Origin of the sequence: Streptomyces ferrugineus, from assembly GCF_015160855.1 — a bacterium.
Lineage (GTDB): Bacteria > Actinomycetota > Actinomycetes > Streptomycetales > Streptomycetaceae > Streptomyces > Streptomyces ferrugineus.
The window spans coordinates 2,178,298-2,204,240 of the sequence record NZ_CP063373.1 but is presented as its reverse complement, the minus strand read 5'-3'; the positions used below and the strand labels follow the sequence as shown (position 1 = coordinate 2,204,240).

The 25,943-nt window shown below is 71.0% G+C and carries 23 protein-coding genes and 1 pseudogene; 16 read left to right on the top strand and 8 right to left on the bottom strand.

Features of this window, described 5'->3' with window-relative positions:
* Positions 1–10 precede the first annotated feature (10 nt).
* Positions 11–631, top strand: a complete 621-nt coding sequence (locus IM697_RS10030; RefSeq protein WP_194046700.1) for a TetR family transcriptional regulator — start codon at positions 11–13, stop codon at positions 629–631.
* A 13-nt stretch (positions 632–644) separates the two neighbouring features.
* Here IM697_RS10030 and IM697_RS10025 read toward each other — a convergent pair whose 3' ends face one another.
* The gene (locus IM697_RS10025; RefSeq protein WP_194046698.1) at positions 645–809 is read right to left on the bottom strand and encodes a hypothetical protein; all 165 of its coding nucleotides are present in this window, start codon (positions 807–809) and stop codon (positions 645–647) included.
* A gap of 164 nt (positions 810–973) precedes the next feature.
* On the opposite strand from IM697_RS10025, the gene IM697_RS10020 reads away from it, so the two are divergent.
* Positions 974–4,585: an NACHT domain-containing protein gene (locus IM697_RS10020; RefSeq protein ID WP_194046696.1), complete on the top strand. Its 3,612-nt coding sequence runs from the start codon at positions 974–976 to the stop codon at positions 4,583–4,585.
* A 265-nt stretch (positions 4,586–4,850) separates the two neighbouring features.
* Here the strand turns inward: IM697_RS10020 and IM697_RS10015 are convergent, their stop codons facing one another.
* Both IM697_RS10015 and IM697_RS10010 read right to left on the bottom strand, forming a co-directional pair.
* Positions 4,851–5,084 carry a ferredoxin gene (locus tag IM697_RS10015; RefSeq protein ID WP_194046695.1) on the bottom strand — a complete coding sequence of 78 codons (234 nt, stop codon included), beginning with the start codon at positions 5,082–5,084 and terminating at the stop codon, positions 4,851–4,853.
* Positions 5,085–5,090: 6 nt separating this feature from the next.
* Positions 5,091–6,548, bottom strand: a complete 1,458-nt coding sequence (locus tag IM697_RS10010; RefSeq protein ID WP_194046693.1) for an aldehyde dehydrogenase — start codon at positions 6,546–6,548, stop codon at positions 5,091–5,093.
* Positions 6,549–6,741: 193 nt separating this feature from the next.
* On the opposite strand from IM697_RS10010, the gene IM697_RS10005 reads away from it, so the two are divergent.
* The 10 genes and pseudogenes from IM697_RS10005 (at position 6,742) to IM697_RS09960 (ending at position 16,462) form a co-directional block, all read left to right on the top strand.
* Positions 6,742–7,770: an MBL fold metallo-hydrolase gene (locus IM697_RS10005; protein ID WP_194046691.1), complete on the top strand. Its 1,029-nt coding sequence runs from the start codon at positions 6,742–6,744 to the stop codon at positions 7,768–7,770.
* 8 nt (positions 7,771–7,778) lie between these two features.
* Positions 7,779–8,237 (top strand): annotated as a pseudogene (locus IM697_RS10000) (nuclear transport factor 2 family protein); the annotation flags it as partial.
* A 15-nt stretch (positions 8,238–8,252) separates the two neighbouring features.
* Entirely contained in the window at positions 8,253–8,651 is a 399-nt protein-coding gene (locus IM697_RS09995; RefSeq protein ID WP_194049659.1) for a RidA family protein, read from the top strand.
* A gap of 392 nt (positions 8,652–9,043) precedes the next feature.
* On the top strand, positions 9,044–10,273 hold the full coding sequence (locus IM697_RS09990) for a prenyltransferase/squalene oxidase repeat-containing protein (protein WP_194046689.1): 1,230 nt from the start codon (positions 9,044–9,046) through the stop codon (positions 10,271–10,273).
* Positions 10,270–10,911 carry an SCO2322 family protein gene (locus tag IM697_RS09985; RefSeq protein ID WP_194046687.1) on the top strand — a complete coding sequence of 214 codons (642 nt, stop codon included), beginning with the start codon at positions 10,270–10,272 and terminating at the stop codon, positions 10,909–10,911. Before IM697_RS09990 ends, IM697_RS09985 begins: the two co-directional genes overlap by 4 nt.
* The gene (locus tag IM697_RS09980) at positions 10,911–11,984 is read left to right on the top strand and encodes an energy-coupling factor transporter transmembrane component T (RefSeq protein ID WP_194046685.1); all 1,074 of its coding nucleotides are present in this window, start codon (positions 10,911–10,913) and stop codon (positions 11,982–11,984) included. The genes IM697_RS09985 and IM697_RS09980 overlap by 1 nt, the downstream gene beginning before the upstream one ends.
* The gene (locus IM697_RS09975) at positions 11,981–13,663 is read left to right on the top strand and encodes an ABC transporter ATP-binding protein (RefSeq protein WP_194046683.1); all 1,683 of its coding nucleotides are present in this window, start codon (positions 11,981–11,983) and stop codon (positions 13,661–13,663) included. The genes IM697_RS09980 and IM697_RS09975 overlap by 4 nt, the downstream gene beginning before the upstream one ends.
* Entirely contained in the window at positions 13,660–14,487 is an 828-nt protein-coding gene (locus tag IM697_RS09970) for an ECF transporter S component (protein WP_194046681.1), read from the top strand. Before IM697_RS09975 ends, IM697_RS09970 begins: the two co-directional genes overlap by 4 nt.
* Before the next feature lie 258 nt (positions 14,488–14,745).
* A complete protein-coding gene (locus IM697_RS09965; RefSeq protein WP_194046679.1) occupies positions 14,746–15,162 on the top strand; it encodes an aggregation-promoting factor C-terminal-like domain-containing protein in 417 nt (138 codons plus the stop codon).
* A gap of 142 nt (positions 15,163–15,304) precedes the next feature.
* Positions 15,305–16,462: a serine hydrolase domain-containing protein gene (locus tag IM697_RS09960; RefSeq protein ID WP_194046677.1), complete on the top strand. Its 1,158-nt coding sequence runs from the start codon at positions 15,305–15,307 to the stop codon at positions 16,460–16,462.
* Between the two features lie 72 nt (positions 16,463–16,534).
* Here the strand turns inward: IM697_RS09960 and IM697_RS09955 are convergent, their stop codons facing one another.
* Positions 16,535–17,770: a cytochrome P450 gene (locus tag IM697_RS09955; protein WP_194046675.1), complete on the bottom strand. Its 1,236-nt coding sequence runs from the start codon at positions 17,768–17,770 to the stop codon at positions 16,535–16,537.
* A 191-nt stretch (positions 17,771–17,961) separates the two neighbouring features.
* Between IM697_RS09955 and IM697_RS09950 the strand changes: the two genes are divergently transcribed.
* A complete protein-coding gene (locus tag IM697_RS09950) occupies positions 17,962–19,131 on the top strand; it encodes a steroid 3-ketoacyl-CoA thiolase (RefSeq protein WP_194046673.1) in 1,170 nt (389 codons plus the stop codon).
* Here the strand turns inward: IM697_RS09950 and IM697_RS09945 are convergent.
* Genes IM697_RS09945 through IM697_RS09935 form a run of 3 tightly spaced genes read right to left on the bottom strand, consistent with a single transcriptional unit; the run spans position 19,115 to position 20,652 of the window.
* The gene (locus IM697_RS09945) at positions 19,115–19,639 is read right to left on the bottom strand and encodes a hypothetical protein (protein ID WP_228044605.1); all 525 of its coding nucleotides are present in this window, start codon (positions 19,637–19,639) and stop codon (positions 19,115–19,117) included. The genes IM697_RS09950 and IM697_RS09945 overlap by 17 nt on opposite strands.
* Before the next feature lie 4 nt (positions 19,640–19,643).
* The gene (locus tag IM697_RS09940) at positions 19,644–19,844 is read right to left on the bottom strand and encodes a DUF397 domain-containing protein (RefSeq protein WP_194046669.1); all 201 of its coding nucleotides are present in this window, start codon (positions 19,842–19,844) and stop codon (positions 19,644–19,646) included.
* Positions 19,804–20,652 (bottom strand): helix-turn-helix domain-containing protein, encoded by an 849-nt coding sequence (locus IM697_RS09935; protein ID WP_194046667.1) that lies wholly within the window; start codon positions 20,650–20,652, stop codon positions 19,804–19,806. The genes IM697_RS09940 and IM697_RS09935 overlap by 41 nt, the downstream gene beginning before the upstream one ends.
* 92 nt (positions 20,653–20,744) lie before the next feature.
* Here IM697_RS09935 and IM697_RS09930 point away from each other — a divergent pair, with 92 nt between their 5' ends.
* Positions 20,745–21,191, top strand: a complete 447-nt coding sequence (locus IM697_RS09930) for an ATP-binding protein (RefSeq protein ID WP_194046665.1) — start codon at positions 20,745–20,747, stop codon at positions 21,189–21,191.
* Positions 21,192–21,223: 32 nt separating this feature from the next.
* On the top strand, positions 21,224–22,873 hold the full coding sequence (locus tag IM697_RS09925; RefSeq protein ID WP_407699617.1) for a hypothetical protein: 1,650 nt from the start codon (positions 21,224–21,226) through the stop codon (positions 22,871–22,873).
* Positions 22,874–22,926: 53 nt separating this feature from the next.
* Here IM697_RS09925 and IM697_RS09920 read toward each other — a convergent pair whose 3' ends face one another.
* Positions 22,927–24,984 carry a bifunctional glycosyltransferase 87/phosphatase PAP2 family protein gene (locus tag IM697_RS09920; RefSeq protein ID WP_194046663.1) on the bottom strand — a complete coding sequence of 686 codons (2,058 nt, stop codon included), beginning with the start codon at positions 24,982–24,984 and terminating at the stop codon, positions 22,927–22,929.
* Positions 24,985–25,267: 283 nt separating this feature from the next.
* Here IM697_RS09920 and IM697_RS09915 point away from each other — a divergent pair, with 283 nt between their 5' ends.
* Positions 25,268–25,939 carry an O-methyltransferase gene (locus tag IM697_RS09915; RefSeq protein WP_194046661.1) on the top strand — a complete coding sequence of 224 codons (672 nt, stop codon included), beginning with the start codon at positions 25,268–25,270 and terminating at the stop codon, positions 25,937–25,939.
* Positions 25,940–25,943 lie beyond the last annotated feature (4 nt).

Genomic DNA, 25,943 nt, shown 5'->3' with positions numbered 1-25,943 from the left:
AACGGGATCCATGCCTGCGGAAGTCAGTAGCGCGAGCCCCTCCTCACCGCCCCTCACCGAGCGGCAGGAGGCCCGCCGCCGGCGCATCCTGCACGCCAGCGCGCAGCTCGCCAGCAGGGGCGGCTTCGACGCCGTCCAGATGCGGGAGGTCGCGGAGTCCTCGCAGGTGGCGCTCGGCACGCTGTACCGCTACTTCCCGTCCAAGGTGCATCTGCTGGTCGCCACGATGCAGGACCAGCTCGAGCACATGCACGGCACGCTGCGGAAGAAGCCCCCGCAGGGCGAGACGGCCGCGGAGCGGGTCGCGGAGACCCTGATGCGCGCCTTCCGCGCCCTGCAGCGCGAGCCGCATCTGGCCGACGCGATGGTCCGGGCGCTGACGTTCGCCGACCGGAGCGTGTCCCCCGAGGTCGACCAGGTCTCCCGGCAGACCACGGTGATCATCCTGGACGCTATGGGGCTGGAGAACCCGACACCCGAGCAGCTCTCCGCCGTCCGCGTCATCGAGCACACCTGGCACTCGGCCCTGATCACCTGGCTGTCGGGCCGCGCCTCGATCGCCCAGGTGAAGATCGACATCGAGACGGTGTGCCGCCTGATCGACCTGACGGCGCCGGGCGAGGGCGTGTAGGCCCCGGCGGGGGTCACCGCCTCCTCCATCGCCGCAGGGCGCTGAGCAACTGGGTGAGGACCTTGAGGGCAGCGGTACGGCGGGCAGGACGGCGGGACCATACGGCGGGCAGGACGACGCCGACGTACACGGAAAGGAAGACGAGAGCGGCGAAAAGCAGGGGCGCTTGAAGGGTCATGGTGCTCCTCCGGGACGGACGGCCAACGGCTGATGCCACGACCATCGCCGCCGAGGACACCGTCCCGGCCGAACCCCGACTTGCCCCGAACTCCCGGCGGAACGCGCAGGTCAGGCCGTATCGTTCGGAGTCATTCGCCGAACCACACGGAAGGGGTTGGGGAGTTGGCCGCACCGACGACCGGCCCGGTCGCGGACTTCTGCGCAGCACTGGGCCGGCTCGTGAGCACCTGTCGCGTATCGCAGCGGGAGATCGCCGACGCGCTCGGGCTGAGCAGCACCAGCTCGGTCTCGGAGCTGCTCGCCGGGCGACGGCGCAAGGTCCCGGAGTGGGATGTCGTCCGGACCATCGTCGGCCTGTGTGCCGAGCGGCACGGGGGCGGGGCACCGCCGGAGGGCATGAGCCTTGAGGTCAAGTGGTGGAAGAGCCGGCATGCGGAGCTGGAGCGGACGGCGGAGACGGCACGGGGACATGCCACGTCGGGTCCCTCGCCGGTCGTCCCCGCTCCGCCACCGGTACCGGTCGCGGTCCCGCCCGGCGCACCGGTCTCGGCGCCCGACGCGACGGCATGCGCCGGCATGGGCGTCGACGAGGCGGTGCGCCTGCTGGCCGGGGGGCGTATCGAGGCGACCCCCGCGGTGTACGCGCTGATGTCCGCGCGGCAGGGCGGGCAGGACAGGCCCCGAATCCTGGGCGATCTGCTCGCGGACTTTCCGGCCCGCGTGCGAGCGGCCCACGGCGTGGCACGCGCCGCCCTGATCCAGGCCGCCCGAGTAGTGCTGGTGGCGGCGGCCGTGGTGCGGAACTCGGATCCTGCCCAAGTCCACAACGACATCTACCGCCTGACAGAGGGCGGCCACGCGGCGCACACGCCCGCGCTGACGGGCCTCGGCAGCGACCAGGATGACGTGCTGTCGCCGATCGCCGTCAGCTACGCATGGCTGGCCGGCCCGCTGGCCAGGTCCTGCCCCGAGTTCGCGCTGGGAGCGGGTCTGTCGGGCGCAGAACCGGGCAATCGGGCCACCACGACCACAGGCCTGACCGGACTCGGGTCCCTGCTGTCGGAGTTCGCGGTGGGAGACGGTCCCCCCACATCGCCCGCGGCGGTCCTCCGCAGCCCGATCGCCGCCCTCGATTCCCCGGGGCCACGGCTGCCCAGCCTCGCGGAGGGGTACATCACCCCCCGCTTCCGTCTCGCCGCCGCGCCTCGGGAGGCGCGGGCGGTGATCGCCTCGGACAAATGGTGGGACGAGCAGCCGCTGCACGACGACATCGAGCAGTTCCTCGCCGCGCACTTCCTCGGCCTCCCCGCCCTCCTGGCACCGCTCGTCGTGCTCGGGCACCCCGGCGCGGGCAAGTCGCTGCTCACGAAACTGCTGACGGCCCGGCTGCCGGCCCGTGAGTTCCGCACCCTGCGGGTGGAGTTGCGGCACACGCCCGCCGAGCAGGACGTACAGGCACAGCTGGAGCACGCGCTGAGACGCGCCACGGGACGTGAGATCGGCTGGCCGGACTGGGCGGAGCAGGAGTCCGGCCCCCTCCTGGTGGTCCTGCTCGACGGCTTCGACGAACTGCTGCAGGCAGGAGCGCGCAAGCTTGGTCAGGCGCGCCAGTGGGGCTATTTGCAGGAGATCGAGGAGTTCCAGAAACGTGAGGCACGGCAGGGCCGCCCGCTGATCGTGATCGTGACAAGCCGCACCGTGGTCGCCGACCGCGCGGACATCCCGGCCGCCAGTCAGGTCCTACGCCTCGAGCCCTTCGACGAACGGGAGATCGACCACTGGATCAGGATCTGGAACACCGCGAACAAGGTCTACTTCGCCCAGACCGAGCTTCTCCCCCTGTCCCCTGAGGTCGTCCGCCCGCACCGGGACCTGGCGGCCCAGCCGCTGCTGCTGCTCATGCTGGCGCTGTACGACGCTGTCGGCAACGCCCTGTATCGCCTGCAGGACAAGGACATCACCCGTACCCAGCTGTACGACCAGCTGCTGACGGAGTTCGTCCGTCGCCAGGTCGACAAGGACGGCCCCCTGCCCCCGGCCGAGGCGGACATGGCCGTCGACCGGGAGTTGCACCGGCTGTCCGTGATCGCGATCTCCATGTTCCACCGTGGCACTCAAGCCATCAGCGGCGAGGAGGCCGACCGGGACCTGCGGGCGCTCGGAGAGTCGAATGACGGATCGGGGCTGCTCTTCGGTCGCTTCTTCTTCGTGCACGAGGCACAGGCCGTCGTCACGGAGGAACGGTTGCGCAGTTACGAGTTCATGCACGCGACCTTCGGCGAACATCTGGCGGCCCGGCTGATCGAGAAGGCGCTGCGTGGGCTCGTCGACAGCGGGAGCCCCTGGGACGACGGCGAGCTGTACGCACTGCTGTCCTTCGCTCCGCTCACGGACCGCGCCCAGCTCGTGCAGAACCTGCGGGACATGCTGGCAACATGGCCGAGGGGGCGCGCACGCCCCGGCCTCCTTCCTCCGCTCATCTCCTTCTTCCGCGCGGCCGCGTGGGACCCCGAGCACCGTGGTTCCGTGGGGTACGCGCCGGTACGGCTGCGCCGGGCGTACCGGGACGCGGTGTACGAGGCGAACCTGGTGCTGGTCGCGGTGCTGGCGGTGGGTGAGGTGTACGCGTCGGACCTCGTCGACGACAGCGAGGGCGCGGCGGCGGGTTGGCGACGGCATGCCCTGGGGTGGCAGGCGCAGCTGTCCCCCACCTCATGGCGCGCGTTCTCCTCGACCCTCCATCCCGAGCGCCGCTATCGCGCCCATCCGCTGGACCCGAGCGAGGGGGACGGGGATCTGCGCATCACCACACGCCGGACGCCACTCGTTGACCATGACGTCAACTGGCCGGTCACCCCCTCACCTCCCCAGACCCGCAGGTCCCTGTCCGACGGACTGGAGGAGCGGCTCGCCGACCACGGGGCCGTAGAGCTGATCGAGCGGATCTTGTTCGTCGGCGATGTCGACAGCGAGCATCTGTTGCACATCGGCTATCCGCTGCTGCTCCAGTGGCCGAGCGCCGTCTCCCAATTCGTCGTCACCGTCGACGACCGGCTCACATCGCCGGTGCAACCGCTCGTCGCCTTGCTGACGCGCGACGTGTACAGCCCCGAGACGCTGCCCGTCCTGTATACGGAGTGCTTCGACCACGTCCGTACGCTGCCCGATGGCGAACGCGCGTCCTATCTGGAAGCCGTGCTGCGTCAACTGGTCCATGACGCGCCGGCCCTGCCTGACAAGACCTTCGCTTCGTTGCTGACCCAGGTGCACACGGCACTGATGCGTTACCCGTCGCTCACCTCGACGACGGTGCGACTGCTGCTGGACTGCGTCCACCACGCCTTGGAACGGGGAAGCCCCGACATGGCCGCACCACTGGAAAACCTCCGGACGGACATGCTCCGGAACGATCACTTCGTGCAGGTCCTGCTGATGATGACCCAGCTGGCCCGTTCCACCCGCACCTGGCGTTGGTGGAACTCACCGCCGTCATTCGACGCCGGGCACTACAACAACCTGCTCCACAACCTTGATCTCCGCTCGGTAGCCACCACGCACCCCACCGCCCTCATAGACCTCCTCCGCCTCACCGCAGAACTCGGCCTGGACGACTGGCTCGTCACGCACACCTCGGAGATCCTCGCCGCCCTCCCCAGGGAAGCCTTCGATCTCTTCCGCCCCTCCGACCTGCCCCGCCTGCGTGCCGCGCTCCCCGAGGGCGCGTACAGCGAACAGTTCGAGGAGGTGGAGCGGGCATGGCGGGCACACGAATGACCTACGAGACGGGTTCCCTTCGCCGGTATTACCCGGATCAGGTGATAGGGGTCGCCTTCCGGTCTTCGGACCTCTCGGTCCTCCGACTTTCCGGCCTCTCAGCCCGGACCGTCGACGTCGGCCCCGGCGGAAACCGTCTGTTTCCTGCCAGAGTCGGCTACTCCGGTTCGAACTCCCTCACTCGTCCCGTAGGCCTATCTCCAGGATAGAACATACAGCCGGAAATGAACCCCCCGGAAAGGGATTTTTCTGGCCATACGGTCGCTCATTCCTCCGGTGGAAACACCGGCTCCCCGCTCCCCAGCAGCGTGATCACGATCGCCTCCACCGGGCAGCTCTCGGCCGCCGCCAGGATCTGCTCGTTCGCGTCGGTCTCCGGGTCGGCCGGATGGGACTGGCGGCCGGTGTCGAGGCGGAAGGCGTCGGGGGCGTGGTGGACGCACTGGGCCGAGCCGATGCACACCGACCGGTCGACCTCGACGTGCCAGCGGTCACCCATGCCCGCTCACGCCTCCCAGCCGGCCGGGAGGTGGATCATCTTGTGCTCCAGGTATTCGCCGTAGCCCTCGGGGCCGAATTCGCGTCCCAGGCCCGAGTTCTTGTAGCCGCCGAACGGGCCCAGCATGTCCAGGCTGAAGGTGTTCACCGAGTAGGTGCCAGTACGGACCTGGCGCGCGACCTCGATGCCGTGCCCGGTGTCGGCGGTCCAGACGCTGCCGCTCAGGCCGTAGTCGGAGTCGTTGGCGATCTTCACGGCCTCGGACTCGTCGCCGTAGGGCAGGAGGCAGATCACCGGGCCGAAGATCTCCTCGCGGGCGATCCGCATCGAGTTGTCGACGTCTCCGAAGAGCGTCGGCTCGACGTACCAGCCCTTCTCCAGCCCCGGCGGACGCCCGCCGCCCGTCAGGATCTTCGCGCCCTCTTCCTGGCCGATCCGGATGTAGTCGAGGTTCCGGCGCTGCTGCCGCTCCGCCACCAGCGGGCCCACCTGGGTCGCCGGGTCCAGCGGGTCGCCGACCACCAGCGCGCCGGCCGCGGCGGCGAAGGCCTCGGCGAACTCGTCGTAGCGCGAGCGGGGCAGCAGGATGCGCGTCTGGGCCACACACGCCTGGCCGTTGTTCATCCACGCCGCGGGGACCACTCCGGCGACCGTCGCCTCGACGTCCGCGTCCGGCAGGACCACCGCCGCCGACTTGCCGCCCAGTTCCAGCGTCACGCGGGTGAGGTTGCGGGCCGCGACCTCCATGACGCGCTTGCCGGCCGCCACCGAGCCGGTGAAGGAGACCTTGTCGATGTCCGGGTGCCCGACGAGGTACTCGCTCACCTCGCGGTCGGCCGGGAGGATGGACAGCACCCCCTCCGGCAGCCCGGCGTCCTTCGCGATCTCGGCGAGGAGGTAGGCGTCCAGCGGCGATTCCGGCGACGGCTTGAGCACCACCGTGCAGCCGGTGAGCAGCGCGGGTGCGAGCTTGGCGGCGGCGACGAACTGGGGGACGTTCCAGGGGACGACGGCCGCCACGACCCCGACGGGCTCGCGCCGGACGAGGATCTTGCCGAGGACGCCGTCGCGCGTCTCCTCGTACGTGAAGTTCCGCGCGACCGTGATCGCCGCATCCCACACCATCATCGCGCCGAGCGCCTGCGCGAGGACGCTCCAGGAGTACGGGGAGCCGTTCTCGCAGGAGATGACGCGGGCGATCTCCTCGTGCCGTGCGGCGATGCCGTCCTTGATGCGGGTGACGACCTCGATCCGCTCGTCGAGGCTCATCCGCGGCCAGGGCCCCTCGTCGAACGCCCTGCGCGCCACCGCGACCGCCCGGTCGACGTCGGCCGGCGAGGCGTGCGGCACGCGTCCGTAGACCTGTTCCGTGTGCGGCGAGATCACCTCGATGACGCCCTTGCCCAGGGGGTCGGTCAACTCCCCGCCGATGAAAAGCTGTCCGTGTTCCACGAGCTCGGTCATGGCCGACGCCTCCTGCGGAGCTGGAGCGGGTTTCCTTGGTTTCTGACGCTGTTTCAGGAACTGATACCAGTTCCCCTACGAGGAGTCCACGGATCCCACTACGCCAAGCCTGGATGACTCGGGCTCCCATCGAAACGCGTTCTAGTTATAGTGGCCGGGTCGGCCGGAACGTGTCGCGGCGATTGGGGAGCCCATGGCGCAGGTGTACGACCACGGCGGCGGCGTCCGTTCCCTCCAGGTCCCCATCCCTGACAACCCGCTCGGCCACACCCTCGTGTACGTCGTCGACACCGACCGGGGCCCGGTGCTCGTCGACACCGGCTGGGACGACCCGACGTCCTGGGACACCCTCGCCGAGGGCCTCGCGGCCTGCGGCACCTCCGCCGGCGAGATCCACGGCGTGGTGATCACCCATCACCACCCCGACCACCACGGCCTGTCCGGCAAGGTGCGCGAGGCCTCCGGCGCCTGGATCGCGATGCACGCGGCGGACGCGGCGATCGTACGGCGCACCCGTGCGACGCGACCCGAGCGCTGGTTCTCCTACATGGCGGCCAAGCTCACGGCGGCCGGCGCCCCCGACGCCCACGTGGCCCCCCTGCGCACCGCCCGCCGCCCCGGCACCCTGCCCGGCTTCTCCCCCGCCCCGCCCGACCGCGAGATCGTCCCCGGCGAGTTCCTCGACCTCCCCGGCCGCCGCCTGCGCGCGATCTGGACCCCGGGTCACACACCCGGCCACGTCTGCCTGCACCTGGAGGAGGAGCACCCGGCCCTACTGCCCGGCCACGGCCGCCTGTTCTCCGGCGACCACCTGCTCCCCGAGATCACCCCGCACATCGGCCTGTACGAGGACCCCGACGACGCGACGGTCACCGACCCGCTCGGCGACTACCTCGCCTCCCTCGAACGCGTCGGCCGTCTCGCCCCCGCCGAGATCCTCCCGGCCCACCAGCACGCCTTCACCGACGCCCCGTCCCGGGTACGGGAGTTGCTGGACCACCACGAGGAACGCCTCACCGGACTGCTGGCGCTGCTGTCCGAACCCCTCACCCCCTGGCAGCTCGCCGAGCGCATGGAGTGGAACCGGCCCTGGGAGCAGATCCCGTACGGATCGCGGAACATCGCCGTCTCGGAGGCCGAGGCCCATCTGCGGCGGCTGGTGAAGCTGGGGCGGGCGGAGGCGGTGGCGGGGGGTGAACCGGTGACGTACGTGGCCGTATAACGGTCACCATGAACACGCCGAACGTCTTGGCCCCCTTGGACCGACTCCTCGCCGAGCGTGCCTGTGAGCGCGTCATCCTCGACTTCGTCCACCGCCTCGACCTCGGCGAACCGGCCCTGGTCGCCGAGCTGTTCACCGAGGACGGCACGTGGGAGTGGCCCCCTCCGGGGGACGGGCGCCGCTTCGAGGGGCGGGAGGCGTTGCGGACGTACTTCGGCGCGCGGCCTGCGGACAAGCTCTCGCGGCGGGTCATGTCCAACATCCGCGTCACGGTGACGTCGGCGGACACGGCCGAGGCCACGTCGTACTTCACGACGTACCGCGTCGAGGGCTGGTCCGGCGCCATGGTGCCGGCCGCCCCGCCCGTCCAGGTCGGCCACTACGAGGACACGTTCCGCCGCGTGGACGGCCGGTGGCTGCTCGCCTCCCGGACCCTCCACCTCCCCTTCGGCGGCCCCACCCCACGACAGGGCCGTGGCGCCGTGGAACCCGTCCGCACCGACCTCGCCCCCTTCGTCCGCTTCGCCGACGGCAGCGAGCCGCCGCTGTCCCAGGGTGTGCGCAACGGGCCCCTGCTCTTCACCTCCGGCCAGGGACCGCTGGATCCGGCGACCGGCGCCATGCCCGCCGACTTCGGGGCACAGGCACGGCAGGTGCTCGCCAACGTCGAGGCCGTCGTCGCGGCGGCGGGCGGCGACCGGAGTTCGATCACACGCTGCATCTGCTATCTGTCCGACCGCTCCCACTTCGCCGAGTTCAACAACGTCTACCGGGAGTTCTTCGCGGACTGCCCGACCCTTCCGGCCCGGACAACGGTCGTGGCACGGCTGGTGCGGGAGGGGGTGCTGGTGGAGGCGGACGCGGTGGCGGTCGTCGGCTGACAGGCGCCCCCCGTGACTACGGAAGTGCCGCGATGTCTCGTCGGTCGGCTGCGGACTCGTCGTGGCTGGTCGCGCAGTTCCCCGCGCCCCTGAGGGGCGCGGCAGTCGAGGCCGGGGAGGACCGTACCCGGGGGTCCCGGTTACGGGCGGGTAGAGTGTCGGCGTCGTCATCACACCCGTACGGGGGAAAGCCGGTGCAAATCCGGCGCTGACCCGCAACCGTGAACCGGTCGTCGAAGGCCGGTGAGCCGGATCTCCGCGTACGGGACAGTGACCGGCTCACGTGCCCGGCAGCCGGCCGGGGCACGGCACCGTCGAGGTATACGGAGCCGAGCCGCCGGGGGTCCTCCCTGCGCTGCCCGGTTCCCCTTAGGGAAGGGCACCCGCCGATCATGTACGTCCGCCGCAGCGCCGCGGTCCTGGCCGCCGCCGTCGTGATCGGCTCGGCCTCGCCGGCCGTGGCCGCCGACTCGTCCCCCTCCGCGTCGCCGTCGCCCTCGCGGGCGTACCCCGCCGAGCTGTACGGCGGAACCGACCCGACGTACGACGGCGTCTGGCGGCAGTCCCTCGTGCTGCTCGCGCAGGACACGGTCGGCGTGCGGCCGGCGAAGGGGGCGGTGGACTGGCTGCTGGGGCAGCAGTGCGCGAGCGGGGCCTTCGCGCCCTACCGCGCCGACGCCGGCGAGGACTGCGACGCCAAGACGCCCGTCGACACCAACAGCACCGCCGCCGCCGTACAGGCGCTCGCCGCGCTCGGCGGGCACGACGCCGCGACCGGCAAGGCGGTGTCCTGGCTGAAGTCCGTGCAGAACAAGGACGGGGGGTGGGGCTACGCGGCGGGCGGCGCCAGCGACACCAACTCGACGTCCGTGGTGATCGGCGCCCTGGCCGCCGTGGGCGAGAAGCCGGCGAGCGTCGTGAAGGACGGGCAGTCCCCGTACGGCGCCCTCGACGGGCTCGCCCTGCCGTGCAAGGGCGACGGAGCGGGCGCCTTCGCCTTCCAGCCGGACAAGAAGGGCACCCTGGTCGCCAACGCCGACGCCACGGCCGCCGGAGTACTCGGTGCGCTCGGCAAGGGCCTCGTGGTGCGCCCCGGCACGGCGGCCTCCGACGCGAGCTGCGCCGACGGCGGCGACCGTACCCCGCGGCAGACCGCCGCCAACGGCGCCGCCTACCTCACCCGGGCCCTCGCCAAGGACGGCTATCTGAAGTCCGCCCTCCCCGGCGCCGAGGACCAGCCCGACTACGGCAACACGGCCGACGCGGTCGTCGCGCTCGCCGCGCGCTCCGGTGCCGACGCCGCCCGAAAGCCGCTGCGCTGGCTGGAGCAGAACTCCGCCAAGTGGGCCGAGCAGAGCGGCCCGGCCGCCTATGCCCAGCTCATCTTCGCCGCCCACGCCACCGGCACCGACCCCCGCGACTTCGGCGGCGCGAACCTGGTCGAGCAGCTCAACGCGACGGGACCGGCACCCCAGAAGGCCGCGGCCGAGCAGGAGGAGAAGGGCAAGAAGGACGACGGTGACAATCCCTTCGGCGCCTGGTGGTACATCGGCGTCTTCCTGGTCGTCGGCATCGGCATCGGCTTCCTGCTGAGCGGCCGCAACAAGGGCGGACGGCAGTGATCCGCCGCCTCGGCGCCCTTCTCCTGGCCGCGCTGGTCCTGCTGACCGGCGCGGCCCAGGCCGCCCAGGCGGCCGACTACCGCTACTGGTCCTTCTGGGAGCGCGAGGGCGACACCTGGACCTACGCCACCCAGGGCCCGTCCACCGCCCGCCCCTCCGACGGCGACGTGCAGGGCTTCCGCTTCGCGGTGAGTGCGAATGCCGCCGACGCGGCACAGCCCAGGGGCGCGACCGGGTTCGCGGTGATCTGTGCGCGCACGCCCGCGCAGGACGGCACGAAGCGGGTGGCCCTGGTCATCGACTTCGGTACGCCGGCCGACGCCCCGTCGGGCGAGACGCCCCCGGCCCGCCGCACGGCCTGCGCCCGGGTGGCTCCCGACGCCACGACGGCGGAGTCCCTGGCGGCGGTCGCCAAGCCGCTGCGCTACGACACCAACGCCCTGCTGTGCGCGATCGCCGGGTATCCGCAGAAGGGCTGCGGTGAGCAGGTGTCGGACGCCCGCGAGCCGGCGCCGACCGGCAAGAGCGCCGAGGGCGACTCCGGCGACGGCACCTCGCTGGGCCTCGTGGCGGGGATCGCCGTGGTGACCGTTCTGGGGGCGGCGGCGATCTGGCAGGCAAGGCGGCGGCGACCGTAATGGCCGGGGCACAACTCCACCCCGGCGCCTGGTGGCTGTGGGCCCTGGCCCTGGGCACCGCGGCCACCCGCACCACCAACCCCCTCCTCCTGACCCTGCTCATCGTCACCTCGGCGTACGTCGTGGCGACGTGCCGCCCCAACGCCCCGTGGGCCCGCTCCTACACGGCTTTCGTCAAGCTCGCCCTGGCCGTCCTGCTCATCCGTCTGGTCTTCGCCGTGGCCCTGGGCTCCCCCATCCCCGGCACGCATGTGATCGTCACCCTGCCCGAAATCCCCCTGCCCGACTGGGCGCAGGGCATCCGCCTGGGCGGCAGGGTCACCGTAGAGACGCTGGTCTTCGCCCTCTACGACGGACTGCGGCTGGCGGCCCTGCTGATCTGCGTGGGCGCGGCGAACTCCCTCGCCAACCCCACCCGCCTCCTCAAGTCCCTCCCCGGCGCCCTCTACGAGCTGGGCGTGGCGGTGGTCGTCGCCCTCACCTACGCCCCGAACCTGATCGCCGACGTCCAGCGCCTGCGCGCCGCCCGCTGCCTGCGCGGCCGCCCCGACACCGGCGTCCGGGGCCTGCTGCACGTGGGACTGCCGGTCCTGGAGGGCGCGCTGGAGCGCTCGGTCGCCCTCGCCGCCTCGATGGACGCGCGCGGCTACGGCCGTACCGCCGACGTCCCGCCCCGAGTCCGCCGTACGACGACCGCGCTCACCCTCGGCGGCCTGCTGGGCGTCTGCGCCGGGACGTACGGCCTGCTGACCGCCGAGGGCGGCGCCTACGGTCTGCCCGTCCTCCTCGCCGGACTCGCCGCCGCCCTGGCCGGGCTCCGCCTCGGCGGTCGCCGCACCCTGCGCACCCGTTACCGCCCGGACCGCTGGGACGCCCGCGCCTGGCTGGTCGCCGGTTCCGGCGCGGCGGTCGCCGCCCTGCTGACCCTCGCCGCCGGCCGCGATCCGGCGGCCCTGCACCCCGGAGTGGTTCCCCTGGTGGCGCCCGACCTGCCGCTGTGGCCGGCGGCAGCCGTCCTGATCGGCCTGCTCCCGGCCTTCATCAGCCCAGCACCTGTCAAGGAGACGTCGTGATCCGCTTCGAGAACGTCTCCGTGACGTACGACGGTGCCGCCGAACCCGCCGTCCAGGGCGTGGACTTCGAGGTCCCGGAGGGCGAACTGGTCCTGCTCGTCGGCCCGTCGGGGGTCGGCAAGTCCACCGTGCTCGGCGCGGTCAGCGGCCTCGTCCCGCACTTCACCGGCGGCACCCTGCGCGGCCGCGTCACGGTGGCCGGCCGCGACACCCGCACCCACAAGCCCCGCGAACTCGCCGACGTGGTCGGCACGGTGGGCCAGGACCCGCTGTCCCACTTCGTCACCGACACGGTCGAGGACGAGCTCGCCTACGGCATGGAGTCGCTGGGCCTGGCCCCCGACGTCATGCGCCGCCGAGTCGAGGAGACCCTGGACCTCCTCGGCCTCGCCGACCTCCGCGACCGCCCCATCGCCACCCTCTCCGGCGGCCAGCAGCAGCGCGTGGCGATCGGCTCGGTCCTCACCCCGCACCCCGCCGTCCTGGTCCTGGACGAGCCGACCTCGGCCCTGGACCCGCCCGCCGCCGAGGAGGTCCTGGCGGTCCTGCAACGCCTGGTCCACGACCTCGGCACGACGGTCCTGCTGGCCGAACACCGCCTGGAGCGAGTGGTCCAGTACGCCGACCAGATCGCCCTCCTGTCCTCGCCGGGCGCGCCTCCCGTCCTGGGCGCCCCGGCGGAGGTGATGGCCATATCCCCGGTGTACCCCCCGGTGGTGGACCTGGGCCGCCTGGCGGGCTGGTCCCCCTTGCCCCTGACGATCCGAGACGCCCGACGACAGGCATCGGACCTACGGCAACAGCTCAAGGAACGGCTTGATGGCGCCCCTAAGGGGCGCGGGGAACTGCGCGACCAGCCACAACAAACCCGCACCCGCCACCAATCAGCACCCCCCGAGCTATTGGGCGCACCCACCCACCGCCGATGGTTCCGACGCAAACGCACCACCCCCACCCCCCAAACCCCCCACGCAGCCGAAGCACACGAACTCACCGTCACCCGCGACAACATCCGAGCCCTGCACCACATCAACCTCACCATCACCCCCGGCGAAACAGTCGCCCTCATGGGCCGCAACGGCGCCGGAAAGTCCACCCTGCTCAACACCCTCGTCGGCCTCATAAAACCCTCCACCGGCTCAATCACCACCGGAGGAACCGTCGGTCTCGTCCCCCAGGAACCCCGCGACCTGCTCTACGCCGACACGGTCGCCGCCGAATGCACGACCGCCGACGCCGACGCAGCCGCAACGCCCGGAACCTGCCGCACCCTGGTCTCCGAACTCCTCCCAGGCGTCGCAGACAACACGCATCCCCGCGACCTCTCCGAGGGCCAGCGCCTGACGCTCGCGCTGGCCGTCGTCCTGACGGCCCGCCCTCCGCTGCTTCTGCTCGACGAACCGACCCGGGGTCTGGACTACGCGGCGAAGGCCCGCCTGGTGACGCTGCTGCGCGACCTCGCGGCACGGGGTCACGCCATCGTCCTGGCCACGCACGACGTGGAGCTGGCGGCCGAGCTGGCGGACCGGGTGGTCCTTCTCGCGGAGGGCGAGGTGATCGCCGACGGGCCGACCGCGGACGTCGTCGTCTCCTCCCCGTCCTTCGCCCCGCAGGTCACCAAGATCCTGGCCCCGCAGCAGTGGCTCACGGTCGCGCAGGTCCGCGAGGCGCTGGCATGACCGGTGCCCATGGGCAGGCCCGGCCGATCCGCCTCGGCCCCCGCTCCATCGCCGCCCTCGTCCTCGTCAGCGCCGTCGGTGCCGCCGCCCTCGGCTGGCCGTTTCTCGCCCTGCCCGCCTCGCAGGTGAGCGCCCACGCCCAGGACGCGCCCTGGCTGTTCACCGGTCTGCTGATCCTGCTCGTCGCCGTCGTCGCGGCGACGATCTCCGAATCCGGGCTCGGTCCGAAGGCGGTGGCGATGCTGGGGGTGCTCGCGGCGACCGGTGCCGCGCTGCGCCCGCTGGGTGCGGGGACGGCCGGCATCGAGCCGATGTTCTTTCTGATGGTGCTCAGCGGAAGGGTCCTCGGCCCGGGCTTCGGCTTCGTTCTGGGCTCGGTGACGATGTTCGCGTCCGCGCTGCTCACGGGCGGGGTGGGGCCGTGGATGCCGTTCCAGATGCTGTCGATGGGATGGTTCACGATGGGCGCCGGGCTGCTGCCGGGCCCGGACCGGCTGCGTGGCCGGGGGGAGCTGTTCCTGCTGGCCGGATACGGCTTCCTGGCCGCGTTCGCCTACGGCACGGTGATGAACATGCAGGGCTGGCCGTATCTGCTGCGGGACGGCTCGAACATCGCGCCGGACCCCGAGGCCGGGCCGCTGGGAAATCTGGCCCGCTTCGCCGCGTACTGCCTGGCGACCTCGCTCGGCTGGGACCTCGGGCGGGCGCTGGTCACCGTCGTGCTGACCCTCACGCTCGGACCGGCGATCCTCAAGGCGCTGCGGCGGGCCACGCGCCGGGCGGCGTTCGAGAGCCCGGTCACATTCGACGCGCCCCCGAGGTGAAGCACCCCACGTGACCCGCTTCACCTACGATCCACCCTAGTGGGATAAATCGGACGCCATGCACATGCCATAACAGCACCTGACCTGCACGTTGAGAGCCAGCTCACACGGCCAACGACTCCCCCACATACGACCACAACTAGCAAAAGCACTCATTGCGGACACCATCCCGACCTGCTTCTGTTGACGACGTCGCACGGCGCCGACGTGCCCTACCGGGCCGCGGCGCCGACGCATGTCCCCGACGAAAGGTTCCCCGTGTCCGCTGTCTCCCTCTTCCGCCGCGCCTCCGCCCCGAAGAAGGCCCTCGCCGGTGCCGTCCTGGCCGCCGCCACCGCCGGCACGCTGATGGCCGCCGCGCCCTCGCAGGCCGCGACGGGCGGGTCCTCCTCGGCGCAGGCGATCGCGAAGAAGATGATCTCGGACTCGGCCCAGTACCAGTGCTTCTCGAACATCGTCGACCACGAGAGCGACTGGAACGTCAACGCCACCAACGCCTCGTCCGGCGCCTACGGCCTGGTCCAGGCCCTGCCGGGCAACAAGATGGCCTCGGCCGGCTCCGACTGGAAGACCAACCCGGCCACCCAGATCGAGTGGGGCCTGGACTACATGAAGGACCGCTACGGCAGCCCGTGCGGCGCCTGGGGCTTCTGGCAGGCCAACGGCTGGTACTGAGCCACCCCCGCCCACAGACCGAAGGCGGCGACCCCCGATCCCCGGGGTCGTCGCCTTCGCCGTACTCGTAGGGGCGGCGTCCGGGATCGTCTGGGGGACATCCCGGATGAGGCCCGTGCGGCACGGCGGCAGCATGATCTCCATGACTCCGCAGACGATCTCCCGACGTTCCCTGATCCGCGGCTCCGTGGCCGGCGCGGCGCTGCTCGCGGCCCCGGGTACGGCGTCCCGCGCGGCGGCAGCCGTTCCCGCCCGGCCGTCGCTGGACACCGAGGCGTTACAGGCCGCGATCTCCGACCTCGCGCATCCGCCGTCCGTGTCCGCCCAACTGCGCGTCGCCAAAGGGGCGGAGCGCTGGTACGGCACGGCGGGTGTGTCCGACGTCGCCACCGGGCGGCGGCCGCATCCCGGCGACGGATTCCGGGCGGGGAGTGTCACGAAGGTGTTCGTGGCGACGGTCGTGCTGCAGTTGTGGGCGGAGCGTCGGGTGGAGCTCGACGCGCCGGTCGGGCGTCATCTCGGGGATCTGCTTCCGGCGCACTTCGGGCGGATCACCGTCGGGCAACTGCTCGACCACACCAGCGGTCTGCCCGACCACGAGGGCCTGCCCGACGACTCGACCCCCGAGGCCGTCCTGCGCCACCGCTTCGACCGGTGGACGCCCGAGCAGTGGGTCCGCACGATCCCCGCCGACCGTCCGCTGAAGTTCCGGCCCGGCACCAAGCAGGAGTACCGGGGCATCACCTACGTCCTCCTCGCCCTGCTCATCGAGAGGCTGACGGGACGGCCGTACGGCGAGGTGATCAGGTCCCGCGTCCTCGAGCCTCTCGGCCTGAGGCACACCCTGCTGCCGGGCGGCGACCCCCATCTGCACGGCCCGCACATCCACGGCTATCTGCGCATGACCGACGGCACCCTCCAGGACGCCACCGTCTTCAACGTCTCCAACTGCTGGGGCGAGGGTGAGCTGGTCTCGACGGTCGACGATCTCTTCTGCTTCCAACGGGCCCTGTTCTCCGGCGCGTTGCTGCCGCCCCACGCCATGGCCATGCTCTTCACCCTGCCGCCCGACGGCGTGCGCATGCTGGACGGCAGCCCGGCGCGCTACAGCATGGGACTGCAGCAGGTCACGGTGAACGGCCTGACCTTCTGGGGAAAGACCGGCGAGATGTACGGCTATCGCACCCGCGTCTTCTCCACCCGCGACGGCCGCGTCGGCTTCGTCCTGCACTACACCCCCACCCCGCTGACCACGAGCGAGGAGATGGCCGTGCGGGTCGCCGCGGTGCTCGCCGGATGAGCCCGGAGCGTCTCGGGGGAGGCAGGAACGGGGCGTAGGGATAGGGGGTGCTCCTGCCTCCCTCGGGACGGGTCAGCCGGTACTGACCTGGAGTTCCTTCACACCGTTGATCCACGCGGAGCGAAGGCGGCGCGGATCGCCGGCGAGTCGGAGGTCCGGCATCGCGTCGGCCACCGCGTTGAAGATCAGGTCGATCTCCAGCACCGCCAGCGACTTGCCCAGGCAGTAGTGGGGGCCGCCCCCGCCGAAGCCGAGATGGGGATTGGGGTCGCGGGTGATGTCGAAGGCGTCCGGATTCTCGAAGACCTCGGGGTCGTGGTTCGCCGAGGCATAGAAGATTCCTACCCGGTCTCCCTGCTTTATGCGCTTTCCGCCCAACTCCGTGTCCTGAGTGGCCGTGCGCTGGAAGGAGACGACGGGCGTCGCCCAGCGGACGATCTCCTCGGCCGCCGTCTCCGGCCGCTCCCGCTTGTACAGCTCCCACTGCTCGGGGTGGGTGAGGAAGGCGTGCATGCCGTGGGTGATGGCGTTGCGGGTGGTCTCGTTGCCCGCGACCGCCAGCATCAGCACGAAGAAGCCGAACTCGTCCGAGCGCAGACTGCCCTCGTCCTCGGCCGCCACCAGGGTGGTGACGATGTCCTTCGCCGGGCACTCCTTGCGGTCGGCGGCCATGTTCATCGCGTACGCGATGAGTTCGGTGGCCGACTCCTGCCCGACCTCCTCGGTGATGGCGTACTCGGGATCGTCGTACGCGATCATCTTGTTGGACCAGTCGAAGATCTTGGCCCGGTCGTCCTGCGGGATGCCGATCAGCTCGGCGATGGCCTGCAGGGGCAGTTCGCAGGCGACCTCGGTGACGAAGTCGAAGGGGCCGGAGCGGTCACGGGCGTTCGCCGCGATGGCCCCCGCCCGATTCCGCAGCCGCTCCTCCAGGGCGCGGATCGCGCGCGGGGTGAAGACGCGCTGGACGATCTGGCGGACCCGGGTGTGCTCGGGCGGGTCCATGTTCAGCAGGATCAGCCGCTGCGCGTCGATGGCGTCGCGTTCGATGTGCTCGTTGAAGCGGATGATCGCGGTGTTGAGGGTGGACGAGAACAACTCCGGGTGCGTCGACACGTACTTGACGTCCGCGTGCCGGGTCACCGCCCAGTAGCCCTCGTCCTGGAATCCGGCCACATTGCCCGACTGGGGGATCCAGCGGACCGGTTCGGCGCGGCGCAGCTCGGCGAACTCCGGGAGGGGCACGCGGTGGTGCAGCACGTCGGGGTCGGTGAAGTCGAACCCGTCGGGAAGCGCGGGACAGGGCATGAGCAGCTCCTGACGGTCCATCAGCTAGGAGGGATCGCCGAGACGGTAGTAACGGGTTCTACAACTGGCAATAGGCATGGAGTCCCCAATTGCCCGCACGACCCTTGCGGTAAGCGAGCCTCCCTCAGCAAACTGCACTCAGAACTAGAACGCGTACTAGTTCCGCAGCGCCTCGGAGAGGATCCGCACCCATGGCTGCCGAACCCGTGATCGTCGAAGCCGTACGCACCCCCATCGGCAAGCGCGGCGGCGCGCTCGCCAACCTCCACCCCGCCTACCTCCTGGGCGAGACCTACCGCGAACTCCTCGGCCGCACCGGCATCCCCGCCGACTGTGTCGAGCAGATCGTCGGCGGCACGGTGACCCACGCCGGCGAACAGTCCATGAACCCCGCGCGCACCGCCTGGCTGACCATGGGCCTGCCGTACGAGACGGCGGCGACGACGGTCGACTGCCAGTGCGGCTCCTCGCAGCAGGCGTCCCACATGACCGCCAACATGATCGCGGCGGGCGTCATCGACGTCGGGATCAGCTGCGGCGTCGAGGCGATGTCCCGGGTGCCGCTGGGGTCGGGGTCCAAGCACGGGCCGGGGAAGCCGTTCCCGGACGAATGGAACGTCGACCTGCCCAACCAGTTCGAGGCGGCGGAGCGCATCGCCCGCCACCGCGGCCTGACGCGCGAGAACGTCGACTCACTCGGGCTGCTCTCCCAGGAGCGGGCCGCGGCCGCGTGGGCGGAGGAGCGGTTCAAGAGGGAGACGTTCGCCGTCCAGGTCCCGACGACGGAGGACGAGCAGCGCGCCGGGCAAGGCATGTGGCGCCTGGTCGACAAGGACGAGGGCCTGCGCGACACGTCCATGGAGGCGCTGGCCGGGCTGAAGCCGGTCATGCCGACGGCCATCCACACCGCGGGCAACTCGTCCCAGATCAGCGACGGCGCGGCGGCGATCATGTGGGCGTCGAAACGGATGGCCCGCGCCCTGAAGCTACGGCCGAGGGCGCGGATCGTGGCCCAGGCGCTCGTCGGAGCCGACCCGCACTTCCACCTGGACGGGCCCGTCGACGCGACGAACGCGGTGCTCGGAAAGGCCGGGATGTCGCTGAAGGACATCGACCTCGTCGAGATCAACGAGGCCTTCGCGTCGGTGGTGTTGAGCTGGGCCCAGGTCTTCGAGCAGGACCTGGAGAAGGTGAACGTCAACGGCGGCGGCATCGCGCTCGGGCACCCGGTGGGGGCCACCGGGGCCCGGCTGATCACGACCGCGCTCCATGAACTGGAGCGCGCGGACAAGGAGTTCGCGCTGGTGACGATGTGCGCGGGCGGCGGACTCGCCACCGGCACGATCATTCAGCGGCTGTAGCCGGTTCGGCAGGGTCCGCCTGGGGGCTGTGGCGTTCGGTGAGTGGGCCGACGCCGAGATCCTCACGCATGAGCTTGCGCATCCTGGCGGCCGCCTTGCCGCGTGCCTCCCAGCGCGCACGGTCCTCTGCACTGCCGACAGCGGTGCCGTCGGCGTAGCCGTCGCAGATGCTTCGCAGGCAGTGGAACACGCTGTTGGATGCCTTGACGACGGGTTGGGGCGCGATGAGCCACATCCGTTCGGATGCGATGGCGATGCCTGATTCCCGAAAGGCTTCGCGCAGCGCAAGCGCCCGCTCGTCGTGGGAAGCGTGCTCTCGCTCGGCCAGGGCCCGCAGGGTCTCACCGAGGGCCTTCACGGTGGTGGTGTACTGCGTGTAGAGGTCGAGCCGCAGCCGAAGGGCTTCTTTGGCGTCCTCGCGCTTCCACCGATTCCGATCGGCGACGAGAGTGGCGACGATGCCGATCGCGGCCCCGGCCAGGGTGGAGAGCAGCGGCAACCAATCCATGGCGCTACTTGGCGGCCGCGGCCCAGGAGACGAAGGTGGTGAACGCGGCGGGACCGAGGGCGAGGATCGGTCCCGCCGGGTTCTTGGAGTCGCGGATGGCGACAGCGGTGGTCGTTTCGGCGATCTCGATGCAGTTACCGCCCTGATCTCCGCTGTAGCTGGACTTACGCCACTGGATCCCCGTCAGAATCTCGGTGCTCTCCATAACGCTCCTCCATTACGCGCCGGATCAACTCCGCCGAGTCCTTGAGGGAGAGGGCGGCGGCCTGGAGATGATCGTATCGGAGCGAGCAGTCCTTGACTGTGTCCGGGTTGGCAGTCGGATGCCCGCTGCTGTACCCCTCCGTGTAAACGATGGTCGGATCGCTCGCAAAGCGATAGACGTCGAACGAGCCTTGCAGCCCCGCATGCGCACCAGCCGAAAATGGCAGCACCTGGATGTTGATCCGCGGATTGCCCTCGAAGGACAACAGGTGGGCGAGTTGCTCCCACATGGTCTCCCGACCGCCCATCTCCTGGCACAGCGCGGCCTCACTGAGGATCACCCAGAAAGCCGGGGGCTCCTCCTTCTCGAAGATGCGCTGACGAGCGAGCCTCACGGCGGTGCGATCGTCGAGGTCGGTCTTGTCGAGGACGCCGAGCACGGCACTCGCGTAGGCCCGCGTCTGAAGGAGGCCAGGCACGATGTGCGTCTCGAACGAGCAGATCTCCACGGCCCGCGCTTGCAGCTCCGCCACTTGCTGAAACCAAGCCGGAAGTTGACTACGCATCACCAGCTCATGCAGCCGGGACAGCGCCCCACCCGTCCCCAGCGCGACATCCACCCGTTCGCTGAACTGCAGCGTGGGCAGCTTCCGTGCCGTCTCGATCTGGCCGACCAGCGACCCGGTGCAGTAGACGACGCCCCCGAGCTGCTTCTGGGTCAGCCCCGCGGTCTCCCGATACCGCCGCAGCTCGAAGCCGTAGTAGTCGAGTGGCGAGGCGCCCGGGTCGAGGGTGTTGATGTGGGTCACGCAGAGCTCCCTCTCACGCAACTAGGCCCACTTCGGGACCCGTTGTATCCGTTCCATAGCCCAAAGTAGTCGCGCGAGGTCAGGCTCGTACCGTGAACGGATACATTCCCCCCACCTACCTGGCCCCCTTCCGCTCCCAGTACCGCCTCCGCCTCACCGTCGGCGAGCACTCGGCCCGGCACATCCGCGCCATCGCCCGCTCGCTGCTCGCCGAGTGGGGCATGCGCGAACTCGCCGACGCCGTGGAGCTGGGCGTGACCGAACTGGTCGCCAACGTCGTACGGCATGTGCCGGACCGGCGTTGTGAGGTGCTGATCCTGCGGCGGACGGGCGGGGTGCGGGTTGAGGTGGCGGACGGGTTCGGTCAACTGCCCGCGCTGCCCGCGCAGTCGGGGCCGGACGAAGAGGGCGGGCGAGGGCTCGTGCTGCTGGACGCGGTGGCCGACAAGTGGGGTGTGGATCCGGTGTCAGGGGGCGGCAAGGTGGTGTGGTTCGAGTCCTCCTGCGGAAATACTTCATTCGCCGTCATCCACCAGTGAACGTTCCCACCCGAATCCACGTCTTCGCTCACGTGGCCCCAGCCGAACTCACCAGCACCCGCCCGCACGCGAGCGCTCCCCAGCCGGCGCCCCCTGCCCACAGGCGGCTCCTGCAGACGGTCTGGACCCGCCACCGCGTCCCGCTCCTGGCCACGCTCCCCACCGTCCCCCTCTACGCGGTCTGGGCCCTGTTCCTCGCCACCGGCGGTGGCGACCTGGCCGCGCAGGACGCCTGGGCCGACTTCGTGGCGCGGCACGGCGGCTCGGCCTACAACCTCTTCTGGTACGGCGGGACGCACACCGCCAACTACAGCCTGATCTCGCCGTATCTGATGGCGGCCCTGGGCGTGCGCACGGTCACCGTGCTGTCCGGGCTCGCGGCGACCTGGCTCGCGGCCGTGCTGATCACTCGTGTCGAAGGGCTCCGAAGACCCGTCGGCCCGGCCCTGCTCGCGTCGTTCGCGCTGTGGTGCAACGTGGCCTCCGGCCGCACCACCTTCGCCCTCGGGGTGGCCTTCGGACTGGCCGCGTGTCTGCTGCTGTCGCGGGAGAGACGGGTCGTCCTCGCCGGCGCGTATGCCGCCCTCGCGACGATGGCGAGCCCGGTGGCGGGGCTGTTCCTGGTGGTCGTGGGCGCCGCGTTCCTGCTGACCCGCGACTACCCCCGCGCCCTCGCCCTGCTCCTCCCGCCCGCGATCACGGTCGGCGTGACCACCCTCCTCTTCCCCTTCAAGGGCGAGCAGCTCATGTTCGCGGGCCGTATATGGCCGCCGTTCTTCCTGGGCCTGGCGGTCACCTTCCTCGCCCCGCGCGGCTGGCGCGTCGCCCGCTGGAGCGGTGCCGTGTATGCGCTGGGCACCGTTCTGACGTATCTCATCCCCTCGCCCATAGGCACCAACGTGGAGCGCTTCGCGGAGCTGTTCGCACCCGCCGCGCTGCTCACCGTCCTGGCCGCCCAGCCCCGCCTGGCCAAGCTGCGCCGCAACCTGCTGGTGGCCGCGCTGGTGTTCTCGGTCGCCTGGGTCGGCAAGAAGACCGCCGACGACCTGTACGTCTCCACGATCGTGCCCACCTGGGCCGCCGAGACCCACGGAGTGGTCCGCGCCCTCGACCGGCTCGGCGCCGACCGCACCCGCGTCGAGGTCGTCCCGGCCCGCAACCACCGCGAGGCCAGCGGGCTCGCCCCGCATGTGAACATGGCCCGCGGCTGGAACCGGCAGCTCGACATGGAGCGGGCTCGGCTGTTCTACGACGGGTCGTTCTCCGCGACGACCTACCGGCGGTGGCTGGATCGCTGGGCCGTCGGATACGTCGTCCTCCCGCTCGGCAGGCCCGACGGCTACGCCAAGGTCGAGGCCCGGCTGATACGCGAGCACCGGCCCGAGTGGCTGGAGCCGGTGTGGCAGGACGCGCACTGGCGGGTGTACCGGGTACGCGACGCGCGACCGCTGGTGAGCGAGCCCGCGAGCGTGGTGTCGACGTCCAGCGCCGACGTCGTCGTACGCATGCCCCGCGCGGGCGCGGTCACCGTACGCGTCGCCCACTCCCCATGGCTCCACGTGGACGGCGGCGGCTGCCTCACCCCGGACGGCGAGTTCACCCGCCTCACCGCGACGGCCGCCGGGGAGTACCGGATCAGCTCGGAGTACGGCCCCTCCGCGAAGCCGAAACGCCGCTGCTGACCCCCACCCCACCCCCACCCAGCCCACCGTCACCGCCGCCCGGGCGTACCGGATCAGCTCGGAGTACGGTCCCTCTCCGGAGCCGGGGCGTCGCTGCTGAGCTGTTTCGCCCGGGGTGTCGGCAGGGTGGCGGCGCGCGGGCCCTGGAACAGGTACGTCATCGCGAAGCCGGCGCCGACGACGGCCGCGCCGCCGGCCGCGTCCAGGATCCAGTGGTTGGCGGTGACGACGATCGCGGTGAGCGTGAACAGGGGATGCAGCAGGCCGAGGGCCTTCATCCACCATCTGGGCGCGAGGATGAGGACGACGAGGCCGCACCACAGGGACCAGCCGAAGTGCAGGGAAGGCATCGCCGCGTACTGGTTGGTGAGCTCGGTGAGGGTGCCGTAGTCGGGCTTGGTGAAGTCCTGCGGGCCGTTGACCGTGTCGATGAAGCCGAGGCCCGGCATCAGACGGGGCGGGGCGAGGGGATACAGCCAGAAGCCGACCAGCGCGAACACCGTCGCGAAGCCGATCGCGGTGCGGGCCCAGCGGTAGTCGACGGGGCGGCGCCAGTACAGGACGCCGAGTATCGCGAGCGGGACGCCGAAGTGGAACGACTCGTAGTAGAAGTCGAAGAAGTGCCGGATCCAGTCGACCTTCACCACGGCGTGGTTGGCCCAGTACTCGATGTCGATGTGCAGGGCGCGTTCGATGGAGTAGATCTCCGCGCCGTGCTCCTCGGCGGTGACCCGGCCGGCCGTGCTCGAGTCACCGGCCGCGGCGAGGCGGATCTGGGCGTAGGCGTAGTAGGTGACCCGGATCAGCAGGAGCTCGAAGAGCAGGTTGGGGCGGCTGATCACCCGGCGCAGGAACGGCACCAGGGGGATGTGCCGGAAGCGGGAGGGGACCTTGTCGGCGTACTGGGTCGGGATCGGCGTCTGCCAGTAGGGCGAGGTGCGCGACAGGAACGGCACGACGGCGGCCGTGGCGATCGCGGCCAGCAGCACGAGATCGGCGCGCAGGGGTTGCAGCAGCAGCTTGTCCGGCACCATCGTCCGCGCCGGCAGCGTCATGATCAGCACGACGGCGACCGGCCACACATACCGGTCGGCGGCCCGTCTGCCGACCTGGCCGACGACCGCGAGCAGCACCCACAGGAGCTGGTGCTGCCAGGCGGTCGGCGCGATGACGATGGCGGCACAGCCGGTGATCGCCACGGCCAGCAGCAGCTGCCCGTCGTGGGCGTAGCGCACGGCGCGGCGCAGCGCGAGGACGGCGACGGCGGCGCCCAGGAGCAGGAAGAGGGCGATCTCCAGCGGGCCGCTCAGCCCGAACCGCAGCAGGGCGCCGTGCAGCGACTGGTTGGCGAGGTCGTCGGCGCGTCCGCCGAGGCCGACGCCGGCCATGTGGTGCACCCAGTAGGTGTACGAGTCACGCGGCATCGCCACCCAGGCGGCCACCGTGCACGCGGCGAACGCGGCGCCGGTGGCCAGCGTGGCCCGGCGGCGGCCGGTGAACCACAGCAGCGGGGTGAACAGCAGCAGGGTCGGCTGGAGCGCGGCCGCGAGGCCGATGAGCACACCGCTGGCGCGCTCGCCGCGCACGGCGAAGCAGCCGAGCAGCACGAGCAGGACCGGCATGATGCTGCTTTGGCCGAGGTACAGCGCGTTGCGCACCGGCAGCGACAGCATCAGCAGGCTGATCGCGACGGGCGCGGCGAGCAGCGAGGTCCGCCGGCTCACCGGCTGCGGCAGGGCGCGGGCGGCGACCAGGCCGAGCGCGACGACGAGCAGGAGGGTGCCGAAGGTCCAGCCCCAGCCGAGGGCCTGCTCGGCGGCGCGGGTCAGCGGTTTGAGGACGAGCCCGCCGAACGGCGTACCGGTGAACTGCGTCGAGTCGTACAGCGAACCCTTCACATGCAGGACGCCGTTCGGCCCGACCCAGGTCTCCAGGTCCGTCAGCCGCTCGCCGCGCGGGGTACCGAGGACGACGGCCACCTGCCGGACGGCGAGGATCGCGGCGATCAGCCACAGGCCGAGCCGTGCCACCCGCAACCGTGCCCGGGCCGCACCGACGGCCGTCGCCCCGAGGGCCTGCGTCGATCGCCCACCGTGTCCCGCATCCGCCACGCCTCGTCGGCCTCCCGCCCCGGTCGTCCCCGCGTGAGAATCCTTACGAACCTTGTACGGCCCGCACCACCCCCCGGAGAGACGCAGGCAACCCCCGATTCACCTGACGTCCGATCTCCTTTTGTCCGCATGACGATAGTCGGCGCCCGGTTCGCCCGCCTCCGCAGGACGAGGCCGGACCGAATCCACCATCCTGTAATTCCGGGCAGCGAGGGGGACACCTGACTACATTTACCGGCAAATGTACTTAGCGCTTCTAACTAAGCTGACGGAAGGCAAACCGATGAGCGAGTCGCAGGTCTGGGACGACGTCGACGCGTACTTCACCGCCCACCTCTCCCCCGAGGACGACAGCCTGCAGGCGGCTCTGCGCGACAGCGAGGCCGCGGGCCTGCCGATGATCAACGTCACACCGACCCAGGGCAAGCTCCTGAAGCTCCTCGCCGAGATCCAGGGCGCCCGCACCATCCTGGAGATCGGCACGCTCGGCGGCTACAGCACCATCTGGCTGGGCCGGGCCCTGCCCGCCGACGGCCACCTGATCTCGCTGGAGTACAGCGCCAAGCACGCCGAGGTGGCCACCCGCAACATCGCGCGGGCGGGCCTGGACAAGGTCGTCGAGGTGCGGGTGGGCCCGGCCCTGGAGTCACTGCCCAAGCTCGCCGACGAGAACCCGCCCCCCTTCGACCTGGTCTTCATCGACGCCGACAAGGCCAACAACCCGCACTACGTCGAGTGGGCGCTGCGGCTCACGAGCACCGGCAGCCTGATCGTCCTGGACAACGTGGTGCGCGCCGGCCGGGTGGTCGACGCCGACACCGACGCGCCCGACGTCCGGGGCACCCGCGCCGCGATCGAACTGATCGGCAGCCACCCCAGGCTGAGCGGCACGGCGATCCAGACGGTGGGCGGCAAGGGCTACGACGGCTTCGCGCTGGCCCGGGTGCTGGCTTAGGGAG